A 19,941-nucleotide genomic window follows, 5' to 3' on the forward strand; every position below is an offset into this window, starting at 1 on the left:
TGTGGATAATAACGCTACCCTTACTTCTAATATAGTTATCGATGCTTCGGCTGTGAACATGAACGTCCCTGGCAACTACAACGTAACGTATAATGTTGCGGATGCTGCTGGTAACAACGCTGTTCAAGTAACTCGCGTTGTAACGGTACAGGATACTACCGTTCCTGCTATTTCGCTAACTGGCGCTAATCCTCAAATATTAGAAGCTTGTGGTACTTACACAGAACTAGGTGCTACGGCTACTGATTGTGTGGATAATAACGCTACCCTTACTTCTAATATAGTTATTGATGCTTCGGCTGTGAACATGAACGTTCCTGGCAACTACAACGTAACGTATAATGTTGCGGATGCTGCTGGTAACAACGCTGTTCAGCTAATCAGAGTAGTTAATATCGTCGATACGACAGCACCAGCTCCAAATATTACCAATTTACCACCTATTACTGTCCAATGTTCAACAACTCTAACCGCTCCAACGGCAAGCGATTGCGTTGGTACAATAACTGCGACCACAACTAACCCAACTTCATACAATAACCAAGGTACATATACAGTAACATGGATATATGATGATGGAAATGGCAATACAAGTTCTCAAAACCAAACTGTTATAGTTGACGACACAACAAACCCTACAGCCTCAAACTGCCCACCAAACTTTAGTGCGGATACAGATTTAAATCAATGTAATTACACATTCAATCCTGTTGAACCAACATTCAATGACAACTGTAGTATTGCATCTGTGATATGGGTTATGGCTGGTGCAACAACGGGTAGTGGTACAAATATAATCGGAACAACCGACTTCAATATTGGTACAACAACGATTACATATACCGCAACAGATATTGGAGGCAACTCCGTGCAGTGCACGTATACTATTACAGTAAACGACACTCAAGCACCTAGTATCACATGTCCCGGGAACATCACAGCTGATACCTCAGATGATAGTACAGGTAATTGTACAGCTAACATTGCAATAGCAACACCTGCATTTAGTGACAACTGTACTGGAGCAACGATAGCATGGACAATCACGGGAGCAACAACACTTAGTGGGTCTGGGCCAGTAGGAACACGTCCATTTAACATTGGGGTTTCTACAATTAACTATACGGTGACGGATGCAGTAGGATTGAATGCTACATGCTCTCAAACGGTGACAGTTTCGGATGATGAAAACCCAAGTATAACGTGTCCAGGTAATCAAAATGTTAATTATGATGCGATAGGATGTCAATTCACGCTGGCTGATTACACCAATTTGGCTTCGTCATCAGACAACTGTGATACTAATATCACTATTACTCAAAGTCCAGCTCCAGGTACTATTCTATCTGGTTCAATAACGGTGACTCTTACGGCCACTGATGATAACAATAATCAATCTTCTTGTATGTTTGACGTTATTCCATCAGATGTCACTGATCCAATAGCTGTTTGTCAAGATATCATAGTTCAGCTGGGCGCAGGTGGTACTGTAAACATATTGGCTTCAGATTTAAATAATGGTTCAAGTGACGCCTGTGGAGTAGCTACCTTCACGGCCTCTAGAACCAACTTTACTTGCGCTGATGTTGGGACACCTCAATCTGTTGAATTTACAGTATTTGATAATGCTGGAAATTCAGACTCTTGTTTTGCCACAGTTACGGTTGAAGACAATGTGGCACCTACCATGCAGTGCAACAATTTTGTGGTGGTTATCGATCCAATTACTAGAGTTGCTACAATTCAACCTTCTGACGTAGATAATGGTTCTAATGATGCTTGTGGAGCGGTGACATTGACTTTGAGTCAAGATACGTTCCCAGAAGATCCAAATGGTTTGGTATACACACAAAACGTCACCTTATTTGGTGAAGATCCAAATGGAAATATTGCTTCATGTATTGCTGTTGTGACTGTGGAACCTCCTACGAATGAATTTGCTGTGGTTACAGGTGTTATTGTTTACAGTGATCCTAACGACCCAAACAACCCAGATCCAGTCCCTCCAAGTGCTTTAATCGAGGCAACGGCCTGTCCTGGAGGAATCACAGAACCTAGAGATGTTGCCTTTGATTTATCACAAGTTTCACCATATGTTTTAGACCCTAATAATATTTTAGGTTGGGAATATTCCCAAGATAACGGAGAGACCTGGAGTAATGTTCCAAATTTTGCAAGTAGCGTTGGTTCAACAACCTATACTTTCATTGGTTTAACGCAAGATACTTTTGTTCGTGTAAGAATCTCCGACGTGGTTGATGGTCAAACCATTATAAGGACTTCGGCAGAAGCCTATGTAAGATTCTTACCACCAGATGAACCTCCAGTTTTAACTAGTGATCCAAGATTTGATATTTGTCTTGGAGAATCTGTATTATTAACTGCTGAGAGTTTCTTTGATCAGCCCAATGGACAATTTGGTACTGGAGGCGAATTTAATTATGCGCAACCTGATGGATGGCGTGTTGACAAAATAGATAATTTCTTCCCAGCTGCGGGTAATAATTCGGTTGAAGGCACTTGGAAAGAGACTAATTCCAATGATAACGCCAATACTACATTTAGTGGTATTAATTATGATACTGAAGACAATACTAAATTCGCTATGGCTCACGAAGAGTTTATGACGCAAGACTCTACAACTCTGGAAACTCCTGTTTTTAGTACTATTGGTATGACTTCTGCGGAAGCGATTATGTCCTTTTATACCAACTATTATTTCTGTAATGGAGCCTACGGTAAAATTTGGCTGTCATTTGATTCAGGAAATACCTATACAGTAGAACTTACTACAATGGAGGGTGATGATATGGATTCTAGGGTTGGCCCAGCGTCGAAAACTTTAGGCGTCCAAGCGTATAAAGGTAATGGCAATGGTAATGGTGCTTGTAATGGTGGTCAATACCCCGTAGCGGATCCATACAGATATACAAGATTAGATTTAGGGGCCTACACGGGACGTTCTGGGTTAAGGGTAATGTTTGAATTCCATAGAGGATCTGGAGGCTGTACGGATACGTTCCCTAAACATAGTAGTAACAACTGCTCACAGACACAAACCTTTGATATAGAAAGTGGATGGGCTATCGATGATGTAGGCTTTGCTTTTGCACAAGTAGATGATGAGTTAGAATGGACAGATGAAGAAGGAAACGTCATCGCCATAGGTACAGAGGCCACAGTGCAACCTGTGACTCCAGGAATAAGAAATTATAGTGTCACCAATTTGGTTAATGGCTGTAGAGCTCCAGGTGATGACGGAACTAATGATCAATCTTTAGTTTACACTAGCCTTGCTTATGCTGGCCAAGATTATATACCACTGGCAAGTCAATGTGGTGAAAATTTAGTGCAACTTAATGCTTATGATAATACAAAAACATCTAGAGCAAATTTCACTAAGGGTGCTCATGAAATGGGTCTTTATATAGTCCCTGTTGATGATGCTAGCGACTATACTCCTACTGGTGTTACTGGTGAGTGGAGTATTGTTGGCGGTACGCCTACCTCGTGTGGAAATCTCGCTGTTTTGTCTTCTACTACTGATCCTGATGCAACCTTTAACGCAAGCCCTGGAACATATACCTTAAGATGGACCTTACAAGACGGTAGTGGGTGTTTTGATGATGTCACAGTTACTATTACTGATTGTCCAACGGTTGATTTCGATGGAACCAATGATTATGTTGATTTTAAGAACAATTACAACTTAAATAGTGCATTTAGTATAGAGACTTGGGTGAAACCAGAAAGCGTTAACGGCACTAAAACAATAATGAGCCGTAAAGATGCTGGCGACAATACCCGTGGTTATGCGCTTAGTATTGTAAATGGACAAGTGAGATTTAATTGGTACGGAACTTCTTCTGGATCCGTAACTACTGGAACAAGAACTGTTGGAATTGATCGTTGGTATCATTTAGCAGTAACGTTCAATGGAACTGAGTACAATTTATACGTAGATGGTATATTATTAGGCACATCAAACGGTGTGGCACCAGCAACTACCCCTGCTAATATCTCAGCGCTTCTAGGAGCTATGGATCAAGCCCCACCTAATAATACACCCGTGGATTATTTCCACGGCTGGATGGATGAAGTTAGAATTTGGAATAGAGCACTAGACGTTCAACATATTCGTCAGATGATGAATCAAGAAATTAATGCTTCTGGGGCTGATGTTGTTGGAACGGTAATCCCGACAAAAATTTATGGCCCTGACACTGATGCCGATAGAAATGAAGATGATCCTTTATTATGGGCAAATCTTGATGGGTATTATAGAATGAATGTAGTATGTGGTGATTTATCACCGTACAAAGGTGTAAGTGGACGTTTAATAAACATACAAACGTCATTGCAAGAAACAGCACCATTACCTTATACAACCCGAGCAAATTCTACTTGGGATACTGATAACACATGGACAAACTTCAATGTGTGGGATGTACCAAATAGCTTAGGTATTGATGGAGCAACACGTATAGATTGGAACATTGTTAGAACCAATCACAATGTTAGTCTGAATACTAGAAGTGTAACTGTACTCGGTCTTGTTGTACAAAGCAACGAGCTTACCATTACGGGAACTGGTGCTCAAGACGAAACAAATACAGGAAACAGTATTTGGGTAACAGACTATTTGAGACTAGACGGTGATATGGATCTTGTCGGTGAATCTCAACTCGTTCAAAAACGCTACTCAACAAGACAGGCCAATGAAAGTATTTTAGATACAGCCAGTGGTGGTGCATTAGAACGTGACCAACAAGGAACAACCAACTTGTTCAATTATAATTATTGGAGTTCCCCGGTGAGTACTATCAATACTTCGGCAAATAACACTGCCTTTGCAACGTCATCGGTTTTAATGGATGGTACTAACTCTGCTACCCCAGTAAATCTTAATTGGACAGCTGGTTATAATGCAACAGGCTCTACAAACCCAGTTACCTTAAGTAGCAACTGGTTATTTGTATATGAAAATTATGAAGCTGACAACTATGCTTCTTGGAGATACATTGGCAATAATTCCACACTATTACCAGGCTATGGTTACACCATGAAAGGTAGTGGCGTTGGCGTTGGTGGCGAAGGCGGTATTATTACTGGTGGAAGTCAGCTCAACAATCTTCAGAATTATGTCTTTAGAGGAAAGCCAAATAACGGAACTATTGGTTTGGCTGGTGTGAATGCTATTCCTTTGAATAGTTACTATCAAGCTCTAGTTGGTAATCCATATCCTTCTGCTATTGATTCTGAAGAATTTATTAAGGATAATATTCCAGCATTAAATCCAGATAATTCGCCAAGTTCTGCTAACAGTAATACCGCAGGTACTATGGATGGATCTCTTTACTTCTGGGAACATTATGAAAGCAACCAAACCCATATACTTAGTGAATATCAAGGTGCATATGCGGTGTTGAACCTATTAGGAGGTGTTAACACTTATAATCCTACACTTATCAGTGGTGCAGGAACGTCCACAAAAACACCAGGTAGATATATACCGGTTGGTCAAGGTTTCTTTGTCGCCAGTACCATTGCAACTAATGGTTACATACAATTTGAAAATGACCAAAGAGAATTTGTTAGAGAAGCAACTGGGACATCTGTATTCTTAAGAAATGGAAAACCAAATCCTGAAGAAACCGAAGTTTCTAATTTAAGAAACCCAACAGTTAATCAAGATATATCTAGAATACGAATCAATTTTACCTCGCATGTTGATGGCAGAATTAGACCTTTATTATTAGGATTTACGCCAAACAACGAAGCCAGTGACGGTATAGATTACGGCTATGATGCTTATAATCAATATTTTCAAAACAATGATGCCTTCTGGTTAATACAAGACAATGTGTTCGTAATACAAGGTGTAGGAGAATTTGATGAGAACAAGAAATATCCTTTAGGAATTTTCCTTTCAGAAAATAGTGATGTGGAATTATCATTGATTGATTTAGAAAATTTCGATTCGTCAATGGATGTCTTTGTCTATGATGCATTACTTGGTACGTATACCAACTTACAGGATTCTAATTTTGAATTGAATCTAGCACCAGACTATTACGCCGATCGTTTCTTTATTACATTTAAGGAATCTGCTACGCTCAGTACAGATGATATAATCTTAAATGATCAGCTTTTTATTAATTACTTAAGTGATAATGAAGAGATTTACATCAACACAGGTTCTAAGGATCAAAATCTTGAAGAATTACAACTTGTTAATATACTAGGACAAGTTGTTCAGACTTGGGATACTAATATGGAAAACTATTATACGGATGCTTATCGTATCCCTGCAAAAGATTTTTCAGCTGGTGCATATGTTGTAAAAGCCTTAATTAATGGGACTTGGAAGACTAAAAAGGTGATTATTAAAAACTAGAAAATATATCTATATTATAAAGAGCGTTAATACTAACGCTCTTTTTTTATTCCTACCAATGCATTTCGTCGATTTTATTTGCTTTTTATGGATGTTTTAGGTTTTTATTTTTATATTGCCCACCGAATGCCCCAAACATTCGTAAACCGCAATGACTATGAACCTACTTACAATTGGCTTATTTAAAGTCAAAACCGCAATTCTTGGTATAATACTCTGTCTGCTAACCTTCCAGACATTTGCCCAAATTAAAAAAGTCCGATTAGATTACCATTCACCCAACGGCGCCGTAAGACAGATTTTACTTGGTTTTACACCTAATAATGAAGCATCCGATGGTTTTGATTATGGTTATGACGCAGCATCATGGACCAATCATGATTATGATATGAATTGGATCATTGAAGACTACCGCTACCTTATACAAGGCGTAGGTGTGTTCGAAGACACTAAAACCTACCCAATCGGTATTTTTTTAGCAGAAACTAGCGAGGTGCATATTAGTTTAAATTCTTTAGAAAATTTCGAAGAAGATATTGAAGTCTTCATTCATGATACACTAGATGATACTTATACTCTAATTAACGAGTCTTCATTTTTAAAGACTATTGAAGCTGGTGATTATATGGATCGTTTTTATATAGCCTTTAAAAACCCAAATATCAATCAAGGAACACTGGGTACAGATGATTTTAAAATATCTAGCGAAAGCATTAGATATATTAAAGAAGATCAATCCATTATTCTATCTGGCTCAAAAAATCTTGACATCCAAGATTTAGTGATTTATGATATAAATGGTAAGCAAATATTTGCAAAACAAAATATCAATGACTCTCGTCTTTCCATTGAGCATCTCCAATTGAGTCATAGCCCTTATATAATAAGGTTGGTGACAGATTATGGTCATATCTCTAGAATTATATACATCTAAAATTTAAACAGGAAAGAAGTATACAACTTTCAAAATTTTACACTTTATCTATTTTTTTTGCTCTTTAACGATGTTTATTTTAAAAAAAATCTATATTAGCCCAAAATTCATTTACCCCTAATCTAATGAAAAAAATTACCCTCCTTGTACTAGTGTTGCTATTAAGTGCTGTTCAACTCAGTTGGTCACAAAACTCAATGAAACGAGTTGAAATTACTGGTGTTAACCAACGAACCATTAAAACTTTAAACGATTTAGGTATAGATATGACCTGTGGTGTTACTATCGAAAATAATACTATGTCTTTGGAGCTCATGGAATTTGAACTTGAAAACATTAAAAGAAACGGTGTTCAGTATCGTGTCATGATTGATGATCTCACCAAATTTTATAGTAATAGAGCCATCGCTGACCTTGACAATGCCAGTGCATTGATCCGTCAAGAAAAAAACATCTCTTTAAATAGTCGCTCATTAAGTGTAAGCGAATTACTTGGTAATGTTGGACAATATAATGACTGCGACGAGATAGATTGGGCAACACCGCAAAATTGGAATATCAATGACGCAACAAATTACCCTTCTGAAACAAACCATTTTGGGGGATGCCTTACTTACGATATGGTTATTGATGAGTTAGATGCCATGAGAGCATATTCAGTTGCTAATGGATTGAATATAATTTCTGAAAAACTAGATGCTTCCTACAATTCTTCGACCAAGACAACTATCGAAGGGCGTCCAATATATTATTTAAGAATTTCAGATAATCCAGATACTGATGAGGCCAATGAACCTGAAACGCTTTATCAATCTTTGATTCATTCTAGAGAAGCTGCTACAGTAATGAATCAGCTTTTCTTCATGTGGTATATTTTAGAAAACTATAACTCAGATGTAGCTATAAGAAATTTGGTGAACAATCATGAACTTTATTTTATCCCTGTTCTAAACCCTGATGGTTTTGTTTATAATCAAACTGTTGCACCAGATGGTGGTGGTGGACAACGAAAAAACAGAAATCTTACAAACGCTGGTGGTTGTGGCACTTACTCATCAGGAATTGACCTTAACAGAAACTCTGAGTATTTTTGGAATAATGGAGGATCATCAAATTCAGAATGTGATGCAACCTTTATGGGTGACAGTCCTTTTTCTGAACCTGAGACTCAAATACTTCGCGATTTTTTCTTAGATCATGATTTTGAAATAGCGCTTAACCATCATTCTTTTAAAAATGCCATGCTTCATGCTTATGCTGGAGTTGATCGCATTCCTGGAACTTCAACACCATTTCCTAACTCTAGAGCAGACGAATATTCAAAATACAATCATGACATGACGCATTACAACCGATATGCTCATGGTCCAAGTACATACATCAGTTCTCTAAACAGTGGAAATATGAATGATTGGATGCTTGGTGGTGCTGATTATACTTATACTACAAATCAGTCACCTATAGTTAGTAGACAATCAGGAACCGGTTCGGGTAAAAACACTATGGCATGGACACCAGAAAATGGTCTTTCTTCTGAAGGAACTGGAGGTACATACGGCGGATTTTGGCCACAGCCTTCTAACTATCTTCCTATTGCCAAACGAGCAATGCGCATGAATTTTCTAGCCGCATATTTCAGTGGTAAGTACGCTAAGTTGCATGATCTTAATCAAAACGACATAACAACAACCACAGGAAACTTTCAGTTTGCAATTGAAAATTTAGGTCAGGCTGCTTCTGATTTTACTATTACTATTACTCCCGTGTCGAGTAATGTGTCATTTACTACATCCACATTTATGGAAAGTTTCACTGACGCTCAAGTTTTGGAACAAAGAATAGTTTCTATTCCATATACATTATCTGGAGTAAATGCTAATGACGAAATTGAGTTTAAGGTCACTTTTACAAATAATTATGCAACTGATAATGTGCTATATGAGGCCAACATCACTAAAGCCTATAACCCAACAGTAATTTTTTCTGAAAATGCTGATCCTTCATCATTATCTAATTGGACCTCTTCGGGATCATGGACGACCACAACAGATGCATACAGCGGTTCATCTGCAATTGCTTCAAATAGTGGCTCATACAGTACAAATCAGAATAGAACATTACAGCTTACAAATCCATTGGATTTTTCAAGTTCATCGACCGTTTTAGTCCAATATCATGCAAAATGGGATTTAGAACGAAGTTTCGATTATGTTGCAATTGAAGCCTCTACAAATGGATCTACATGGACGCAATTATGCGGAAAGTTAACTAAGCCTGGAGCACCTACAGCAAATAATACATATTCAAGTACATCCAGTGGAATCGACACCACTGTAAAGTCTGGTACAGATGATTCTAATCAAAATGCTATCTCATATCTCTATGACGGTGATACCCAAGACCGTTGGAATATGGAAGAAATTTTAATTGATGCTTCTAGTAATAGCTCCCTTATCGGTCAAAATACAGTATATCTTAGATTTAGACTAGACACCGATAGTAGCAATCGCCAAGATTCTTATGAAAATGCGGATTTTACGGGATTTAAGTTTGACAACTTTAAAGTCTTAAATATTCAAATTCCATGTGATGCTTCAAATCCGCCAACAAATTTAAATGTTTTTAATATTACGTCTACAACTGCAGATATAACTTGGGATGTTATTCCTTCAGCTACTTATGATCTTCAGTATCGCGAAGTTGGAGGTTCGTTTACAACGATAAACAATATTAGTACCAATAGCTATACGATTAATACGGGACTTAGTGCTTCTACAGATTATCAAGTACAAATTAGTACAAGATGTGTCTCAACGACTTCAGCATTTTCGAGCTTAGTGGATTTTACAACAGCGGCTCCTTGTTCTGGAACACTTGTAGATACTTTTCCTTATTCTGAAAGTTTTGAAGGCTCTGGATCTGGTAGTTTGGGTGATTGGACACAAGATTCTTCAGACAATTTTGACTGGACGCTTGATGCCAATGGAACACCTACAACCAGTACTGGTCCTTCATCTGCTTTAGAGGGTAATTATTATCTATATACTGAAGCTGGAACAAGTACAGGAATTGCGAGAATAATTAGTCCTTGTTTTGATCTTAATGGTTTAAGTAGTGCTTCATTCTCATATGCCTATCATATGTATGGCAGCAACATGGGATCTTTGACTTTAGAAATATCTGATGATGATGGTGCTACCTGGACGAATTTGTGGTCACAGAGCGGAAATCAAGGAGATAGCTGGTTTACTAATAATATTGACTTGAGTACTTACTTAAACAAATATGTGAAATTTAGATTCAGTGGAGATATGCCAAATTCTGGCAACTCTAGAAGTGACATGGCCATTGATGATATTGGCTTAACTGCAGTCATTTCATCCATTACTCCTGTTGCTGACTGTATGGATATAACCATTCAATTAGATTCTTCTGGTAACGCTTCCATTACTCCAAATGATATAGATAACGGAGGAAGTGCCGGGGATCTATCTATTGATATTTCGAGTTTTACATGTTCAGATATAGGAACAGTAGACGTTACTTTAACAGCGACAGACCCTAGTAATTCTGGCAATACAGATTCATGTATTGCAACAGTTACAGTAGAAAGTAATACCACATGGTACTTAGATACCGATGGGGATAACTTTGCTGTCTCTTCAACACAATCTTGCACCTCGCCTGGAGCAGGCTATACAACCACAGTATTACCATTGACCGACTGTGACGATTCGAATGCCGATGAGTTCCCTGGACAGACTTGGTACATCGATGCCGATAGTGATGGTTACGGTACAAACCAAACTACAGCTTGCGAGCGTCCGACTAACGGGTTCCTGGCTTCTGAACTTACGGGTACTTCCGATTGTGATGATGGCAATAATGGTATCAACGCACCTATAACCTATTTTGAGGATAACGACGGTGATGGCTTTGGTTCCACGACAAGTATGGACTTCTGCCAGACGACGGCACCTGCTGGATATTCAACTAACAATACCGACTGTGACGATTCCGATGCCGATGAGTTCCCTGGACAGACTTGGTACATCGATGCCGATGGTGATGGTTACGGTACAAACCAGACTACAGCTTGCGAGCGTCCGACTAACGGGTTCCTGGCTTCTGAACTTACGGGTACTTCCGATTGTGATGATGGCAATAATGGTATCAACGCACCTATAACCTATTTTGAGGATAACGACGGTGATGGCTTTGGTTCCACGACAAGTATGGACTTCTGCCAGACGACGGCACCTGCTGGATATTCAACTAACAATACCGACTGTGACGATTCGGATGCCGATGAGTTCCCCGGTCAGACTTGGTACATCGATACCGATAGTGATGGTTACGGTACAAACCAAACTACAGCTTGCGAGCGTCCAACTAACGGGTTCCTGGCTTCTGAACTTACGGGTACTTCCGATTGTGATGATGGCAACGCAAGTATCAACGCACCTATAACTTATTTTGAGGATAACGACGGTGATGGCTTTGGTTCCACGACAAGTATGGACTTCTGCCAGACGACGGCACCTGCTGGATATTCAACTAACAATACCGACTGTGACGATTCGGATGCCGATGAGTTCCCCGGACAGACATGGTACATCGATGCCGATGGGGATGGTTACGGTACCAACCAGACTACGGCTTGCGAGCGTCCGACTAACGGGTTCCTGGCTTCTGAACTTACGGGTACTTCCGATTGTGATGATGGCAACGCAAGTATCAACGCACCTATAACTTATTTTGAGGACAACGACGGTGATGGCTTTGGTTCCACGACAAGTATGGACTTCTGCCAGACGACGGCACCTGCTGGGTATTCAACCAACAATACTGACTGTGACGATTCCGATGCCGATGAGTTCCCTGGTCAGACCTGGTATATCGATGCCGATGGTGATGATTACGGTACCAACCAGACTACGGCTTGTGAGCGTCCGACTAACGGGTTCCTGGCTTCTGAACTTACGGGTACTTCCGATTGTGATGATGGCAACGCAAGTATCAACGCACCTATAACCTATTACGAGGACAACGACGGTGATGGCTTTGGTTCCACGACAAGTATGGACTTCTGCCAGACGACGGCACCTGCTGGGTATTCAACCAACAATACCGACTGTGACGATTCCGATGCCGATGAGTTCCCCGGTCAGACCTGGTATATCGATGCCGATGGTGATGGTTACGGTACCAACCAGACTACGGCTTGTGAGCGTCCGACTAACGGGTTCCTGGCTTCTGAACTTACGGGTACTTCCGATTGTGATGATGGCAACGCAAGTATCAACGCACCTATAACCTATTACGAGGACAACGACGGTGATGGCTTTGGTTCCACGACAAGTATGGACTTCTGCCAGACGACGGCACCTGCTGGATATTCAACTAACAATACCGACTGTGACGATTCCGATGCCGATGAGTTCCCCGGTCAGACATGGTACATCGATGCCGATGGGGATGGTTACGGTACCAACCAGACTACGGCTTGTGAGCGTCCGACTAACGGGTTCCTTGCCTCTGAACTTACTGGTACTTCTGATTGTGATGATGGCAATAATGGTATCAACGCACCTATAACCTATTACGAGGATAACGACGGTGATGGCTTTGGTTCCACGACAAGTATGGACTTCTGCCAGACGACGGCACCTGCTGGATATTCAACTAACAATACCGACTGTGACGATTCGGATGCCGATGAGTTCCCCGGTCAGACCTGGTATATCGATGCCGATGGGGATGGTTACGGTACCAACCAGACTACGGCTTGTGAGCGTCCGACTAACGGGTTCCTTGCCTCTGAACTTACCGGTACTTCCGATTGTGATGATAACAATAATGGTATCAACGCACCTATAACCTATTACGAGGACAACGACGGTGACGGCTTCGGATCTACAACCTCCGCAGACTTCTGCCAGACGACGGCACCTGCTGGATATTCAACTAACAATACCGACTGTGACGATTCGGATGCCGATGAGTTCCCCGGACAGATATGGTACATCGATGCCGATGGGGATGGTTACGGTACCAACCAGACTACGGCTTGCGAGCGTCCGACTAACGGGTTCCTTGCCTCTGAACTTACCGGTACGGGGACGGATGATTGTGACGATGCCAATCCTTCGAAGAATCCAGGAGCTATAGATATTCCTGACAACGGAGTTGATGAGGATTGTGATGGACAGGATAATGTAACGCTTAATACAAAAGATTCTGAATTTAATTTCTTATCAGTATATCCTAATCCATTTAAGGATGTGTTAAAGGTTAAAATCCCTAACGCATTTATAGGAGATGACCTAGATTTCAAAATATTTGATATAAATGGAAGGGTTGTTTATCATAGAGAAATACAAGCTACGAGTTCGTTTTCTTTAGATGGCCTAAAGCATATGGAGCAAGCACCCTATATTCTAAAGATTACAAATCAAACATCAGGTGAGCAACTAATAAAACGCCTGATAAAAAACTAAATCTTCAAAACTTATAAACGAAAAGACATCAATTTTTTGAAATTGATGTCTTTTTAATTAATATTCATTCATTTTATAAGCGTTGTAAATCAGCACATTAAAAAACTAGTTTGCATTTCATCGATTTTATTTGCATTTTATGGAATTAGAGTCTATGTTTGTACCATAAATTAATTAGCCCCAAGCTATTAATTAACCGCTTATGAAAAATTTATACACACTTGCTGTATGCATATTCTTTTGTGCATTCGCTCTAACCGCTTATTCTCAAACTGGTGTTTTACAAGTTCAAGGTAATGGACTAACAATCACAAATGGTGATTCGACACCTGATTTTTCTGATGATACCGATTTTGGATTAGTTGAGGTAGGAACGACCTATTCCAGAGTATTTACCCTAAGGAATATTACTACTGCAAACGGCTCTTCTAATAACCTCAATAATGTGACTATTGACGTTAGCGGGTCATCGGCTTTTTCACCTACAACACTTAATATTGGTCAAATAAAAAAGAATAAAAGTAATACTCATACAATTACCTTCGCGCCTTCAGATTTTAGCATTCAAACGGCAACCGTGACGGTAACTACTTCAAATGGAGGGACAGATGTACCGTATACATTTACAATTAGGGGACAGGGTTCGCCTCCTAAACCTGAAATTAATCTTGTCGATGTTAATGGGAACAATATTGACGACGGAAGTACCAATAGCCCTTCTGTAATTAATTCAACATCATTCGGATCTACAGACACGTTAAATCCAATTAGTATATCCTACACCATTGAGAATACAGGCAATGGGACATTGAACATTTCATCAGTAACGTCAAGTAATACGGACTTTGCCATTACATTAGCCCCTAGCGCAAGTGTACCAGGGAATGACACCACTTTATTTACAGTTACATTTACTCCTACAAGTACTGGAGTTATATCTTCAACAATAACCGTAAATAACGATGACGATGCACCTGAAGATATTTACACTTTTACAGTAGAAGGCCAAGGTACAGCTCCCCCACCAGTGTATACCTATATCCATCACACCTTTGATGCCACTAGTGAAGGCTGGACTAATGCAACTTCCACAAATGGATCGTGGGTAAGGACGAATACCTTTACCACTGCAGATGAGATGGGGGAAGGTTATTTCTTTAGAAATTCCAATTACAATAGTTATTTATCTAGTGCCGATATCGTTATTGAAAGTCCTACTTATGATTTTACAGGATTGCAAAATCTAAAGTTAACCATTGACATTAAATATAATACCGAGAATAATGTCGATGGTATGAGAATACTCTATTCTGTTGGTGGCAGTGCGTATACCGTATTAGGTGCAGCCGGAGAAGGAACAAATTGGTACCAAGATAATGTCAATGCTTTAGGCTCTGATGGTTGGAATGATGATGGTCATAGCCCTGACACCGCTTTTTCGCCTCATAGTCAATTTGGGCAGTCTTCTATAAATCTTGACGGAGGAACATTTAACAACCAAAGTAACGTAAAATTTAGAATTCAATTTAGTTCAGATGCCAGCACTAATCTTGAAGGTGTAGCGTTTGACAATTTTATTATTGAAGCTGATCCGAGTATTGCACTTGGAACATCCCCGACTGCTCCGGCAAATATAACCAGCAACTTAAGATTATGGCTAAAGACAAATGCTGGGATTGCAAATACAGATAACACACCATTAACTTTATGGGAAGACCAGGCATCTACCTCATCACTTGATAAGGAAAATGCTATCGCAGAAACTTCAATCGCACCTACATATAGAGATAGTGGGACTAGAAATATTAATTTTAATCCTGTAGTAGACTTTGATAATACTGCTGTAGAGTATATGAACGGAAAAGGAGGTTTCTTTTCCCAAGACTATTTTGTAGTTTTTAGAAGTGATGATACTTTAGAAAATAACACAGGTTCGTTTACACCTGGAAGACAATTTGCTGTTGGTGGACGATACGCCGACCAGAGTTTTCATGAGGATGCAACTGGGCTCGCTGCTGGTAGTTCCACAGCTAGATATACAGATGAAGTGATAGCACACAATATCAGTTCATTCCCAAATGGAACTCAAGCACCGAATGCTACCTCTTACGGAAGGGCTTATACATCTACAACTGATACTTTTAGTAACCATCCAGTTATTGTAAATGTAAAGTCCAACAGTGGACGGACAGCATCTGAGATTTACAAAAATGGAAAACGTGTGGACAACACAACAGGACAAGCTGGTAATGGTGATGACCTCAATTTTAATGAAAATAACAATTTACCATATTTAGTTGGTACAGGTAGATCTGGTATTAACGGTAGAACAACATCTCAAATGAATGGTATGATTGCTGAAATCATTTCCTATTCATCCCCTAATTCGGCTACAAATCAAAAGAAAATACAATCTTATTTGGCTGTAAAGTATGGAGTCACTCTACAAGATAACGCTTCTGCCCTGCTAGATCATAGATTAAACGATACCGACTACATTGATTCCCAAGGTGATGTCATCTGGGATACAAGTGATACGGACATCGATGGTAATTTTCATAATTACGATGTTGCTGGAATAGGCCGGGATGATGCTTCAAATTTAGATCAAAGACAATCGAGAAGTCAGAATGACGAAGCAGACGGAACAGGTCCTACTAGTGGTTTTCTTTCCATGGCGTTAACCGACACTTATGACACTAATAAACTGAATCAAGCAAATACCACAGGTTTTGAAGATCGAGAGTTTTTAATGTGGGGTAATAACAATGCTAGTCTAGATGCTGCAGCTATCTCAATTACTGTAGATATGTCTGAAGATATAGGTGACCCTGCATTAACAACAAATGTTTCTTTTGAATCTATGTCTCGTATCTGGAAAGTTGTTGAAAACAGACCAACAGGAACGTCAGATATTGGTGTTGTTGAAGTATCTATACCAGTATCGGTAGTACGAACTGCAACTCCTCCAGACGGAAGATATCTTATGTTCATTTCTCAAAATGGACAATTTGACCCAACAGCGGATTACCGCGTCATGACAGAAACTGGGGGTCGATTATACACAAAGTATGATTTTGACGGAACAGAATATATAACCTTTGGATGGGCACCCGAACGTCTATTTACAAGATCTATAGCGTTTGACCCAGCTAGAAGTACTTATATTGACATGGAGGATAATTTTGATTTAGATGCCTCCAACTCTAACGGAACAGCTGATTTTACGATATCGGCATGGATTAAACGAGATGCCAATTCAGCAAATACGTCAATACTTTCTAAAAGAAATGTAGCTTATACTGAAGGTTACGACATAAAAATTACATCAGACAATAAATTAGAAATGTCATGGATGAACGGTAGCTTAAGGCAATTAAGATCAACTGTAGATATTCCTTTAAACGAATGGCATCAAGTTGCTTTCATTTATTCCTCTGGCACCTTAAGCATGTATATTGATGGCGTGTTTCATGTTGCAAGCAGTCTAGTTGGACCATTAGAAACTACCTCATCTTTCTTCGTGGGCGGTGCGGCCAAACTCAACCCTCAAAGCTTCTTCCATGGAAATATTGATGAAGTACGTATATGGAACAAGGCATTATCTGAAGCGGAGTTACACTACGTCATGAATCAAGAACTGGATAATAACGCTACAACTATTGGCCTCTATTTTGATTCTAAAAGCATAGTGCCTACCAAAAATGATGGTTCTACGTTATCGTATGCAGATTTAGAAGGCTATTATCCTATGTCGCGTTATACCTACACAAATACAAAGGATGAATCCGGAAATTTAAGGACCGGAGCTTTAAAGCAATTAAAAACCGTCGATTATCAAACTGCACCTCTTCCCTATATGTCTACCCAAGATGGCGATTGGGACTCTGATGCTACATGGGTGAATGGTAGCGTGCAAACTAAACCTGGTGCTGTTGCTCTAGCAGATGCCACTAAAACTGTTAATTGGAATATCGTTGAAACAAGCCATGATATAACCATGGACAACTCAACATTAGTTGATGATGCCGATGGCGACGGAAATTACAACAGATCGGTACTTGCGCATACTATAGAGTCAGGAACTCTGACCGTAGATGGCGATGTAGCCACAACTGCAGGTTTCGGCTATACAGTAACCCATTATCTTAATTTAAAAGGGAAAATTGACCTCGAAGGTGAATCACAATTGATACAATCAACAGATAGTGACCTTATCGTAGGCGTAAATGGTGAATTGGAGCGTGACCAACAGGGCACAAATGATATTTACCATTATAATTACTGGTCGGCGCCTATCGGAACCACTGATACCGGAACCAATAAATACTCCTATTCCATCGCCGATATTATGAAAGACAGGACTTTTGATGTTAATTTTATAACAAACAGTTATGATGGAGCTCCGGGAACAATGGCTGACCCAGTAGAAATCGCAGATTATTGGATCTGGAAATTTGCTGACAACCCAGACGGTGATTATTCGGAGTGGGAACACGTAAGAAGTACAGGTACAATGTTGGCTGGTGAAGGCTATACTATGAAAGGTTCTAATACTGCGGATCCATACCAGAACTATACGTTCTTAGGTAAACCTAACAATGGCAATATCGAATTGACCGTTAGTGATGGCCACGACTATCTTGTAGGTAATCCATATGCTTCAGCTATTAGTGCAAGACAATTTATTATAGACAACGGCCCTGCCCTTTTCTATCAACAAGGACTCATACAGGTATCCCTAAACAGTACAACGGGAAACCCAAATCTAGACGGAAATAGCAACCCTATTTATGTAGACAACCAAGGAAATCTTTATTACATGAGGTGGAGTGGCGGAAGTCCCGTGTCGGACGGAAACGGAAATCCAATCTATGAAGATACTGGAGGAAATCCGCATTATATGGCTTTAGATGGAGGAAGTCCTGTTTTAGATGATAATGGTTATCCTGTATATATTATTACAGGCACCGAAGAAGCTACGGCATCTACTAGTGGCACCCTCTATTTCTGGGAACACTGGGGAGGTTCAAACCATATTTTAGCTCAATACCAAGGAGGATATGCTACATATAATTTAGCTGGTGCAGCATCCGCACCATATTCTAACCTCGGGGTCAATGATCCAGATGTGAGCGCAGGTGGTACGCCAACTAAAACACCAGGGGATTATATTCCTGTGGGACAAGGTTTCTTTGTTATAGGCAATACTGGTGGTGGTACCGGAACCATTCAATTCAACAATGGCCAGCGTGCTTTCAAAAGAGAGACTGCCTCTAATGGGCTTTTTGTAAGGAATGCTGAGGCAACTACCCAAGACACGGACCAGTTGCCGGAGAAAAATGATACGCGCCGAAAAGTCAAGATTGGTTTCAATTCAGTCACAGACCTTCACAGACAATTATTATTGACCTTTGATAGACGAACAACACCTGGAATTGACTGGGGATTTGACGGAACTACTTACGATTACCAGACCGACGATATGTTCTGGCTGATAGAAGACAACTTCTACGTTATTCAATCAAATAGATACAATGATATCGACGTTTATCCACTTGGGTTATATACGTCTGTTGATGGAGAAAACTCCATCACTATTGACGAGTTGATCAACATGCCAGAGAATATCGATATATTCTTACATGACAAAGAATTGGAGATTTATCACGATCTTAGGGCTTCGGACTATACCATTTTCCTTAATGAGGGTTACTATGACTCAAGGTTTGAGATTACCTTCAAGACCAACCCTGTAGAACAAGATCAACCAGATGAAACACCTGAGGATCCAATCGATGAAGACACAGATGAAGATATCGCCGAAACATTAGAGCCAGAAATCGAAGGCGATGAGCTTTCCATCATCTATTCAAACGATAGAAAAAAGATTATACTGACTAACCCGCACAATATTAATGTGAGTCAGATTGCGATGTACAACATGCTTGGGCAGAACGTACTGACCTTTAACAATATCTCGGCGAGCGGTTACGCTGAGTTCAACGTTAGGAATTTAACACCTGGTACTTACATTATCAGAGCGGAAACTGAAAGCGGTTCGGTGACCAAAAAGACGATCGTAAACTAATACCAAATCTAAATCTTAA

The 19,941-nt window shown here is 39.8% G+C and carries 4 protein-coding genes; all 4 read left to right on the plus strand.

Annotation, left to right across the window (positions count from 1 at the left end):
- Window position 1: 1 nt before the first annotated feature.
- The 4 genes from ACFOSX_RS00670 to ACFOSX_RS00685 all read left to right on the plus strand — a co-directional run bounded on the left by ACFOSX_RS00670 (window position 2) and on the right by ACFOSX_RS00685 (window position 19,922).
- A complete protein-coding gene (locus ACFOSX_RS00670) occupies window positions 2-6,397 on the plus strand; it encodes a LamG-like jellyroll fold domain-containing protein (RefSeq protein ID WP_386095989.1) in 6,396 nt (2,131 codons plus the stop codon).
- A gap of 157 nt (window positions 6,398-6,554) precedes the next feature.
- Complete coding sequence (locus tag ACFOSX_RS00675) at window positions 6,555-7,331, plus strand: hypothetical protein (protein ID WP_386095991.1); 777 nt, start codon at window positions 6,555-6,557, stop codon at window positions 7,329-7,331.
- A 197-nt stretch (window positions 7,332-7,528) separates the two neighbouring features.
- Window positions 7,529-13,831, plus strand: a complete 6,303-nt coding sequence (locus ACFOSX_RS00680) for a M14 family zinc carboxypeptidase (protein WP_386095993.1) — start codon at window positions 7,529-7,531, stop codon at window positions 13,829-13,831.
- 202 nt (window positions 13,832-14,033) lie between these two features.
- Window positions 14,034-19,922, plus strand: a complete 5,889-nt coding sequence (locus tag ACFOSX_RS00685; protein WP_386095995.1) for a LamG-like jellyroll fold domain-containing protein — start codon at window positions 14,034-14,036, stop codon at window positions 19,920-19,922.
- The last annotated feature ends 19 nt before the right edge of the window (window positions 19,923-19,941 follow it).

It is taken from the genome of Winogradskyella maritima, assembly GCF_042650215.1.
In the GTDB taxonomy this organism is placed as follows: domain Bacteria; phylum Bacteroidota; class Bacteroidia; order Flavobacteriales; family Flavobacteriaceae; genus Winogradskyella; species Winogradskyella maritima.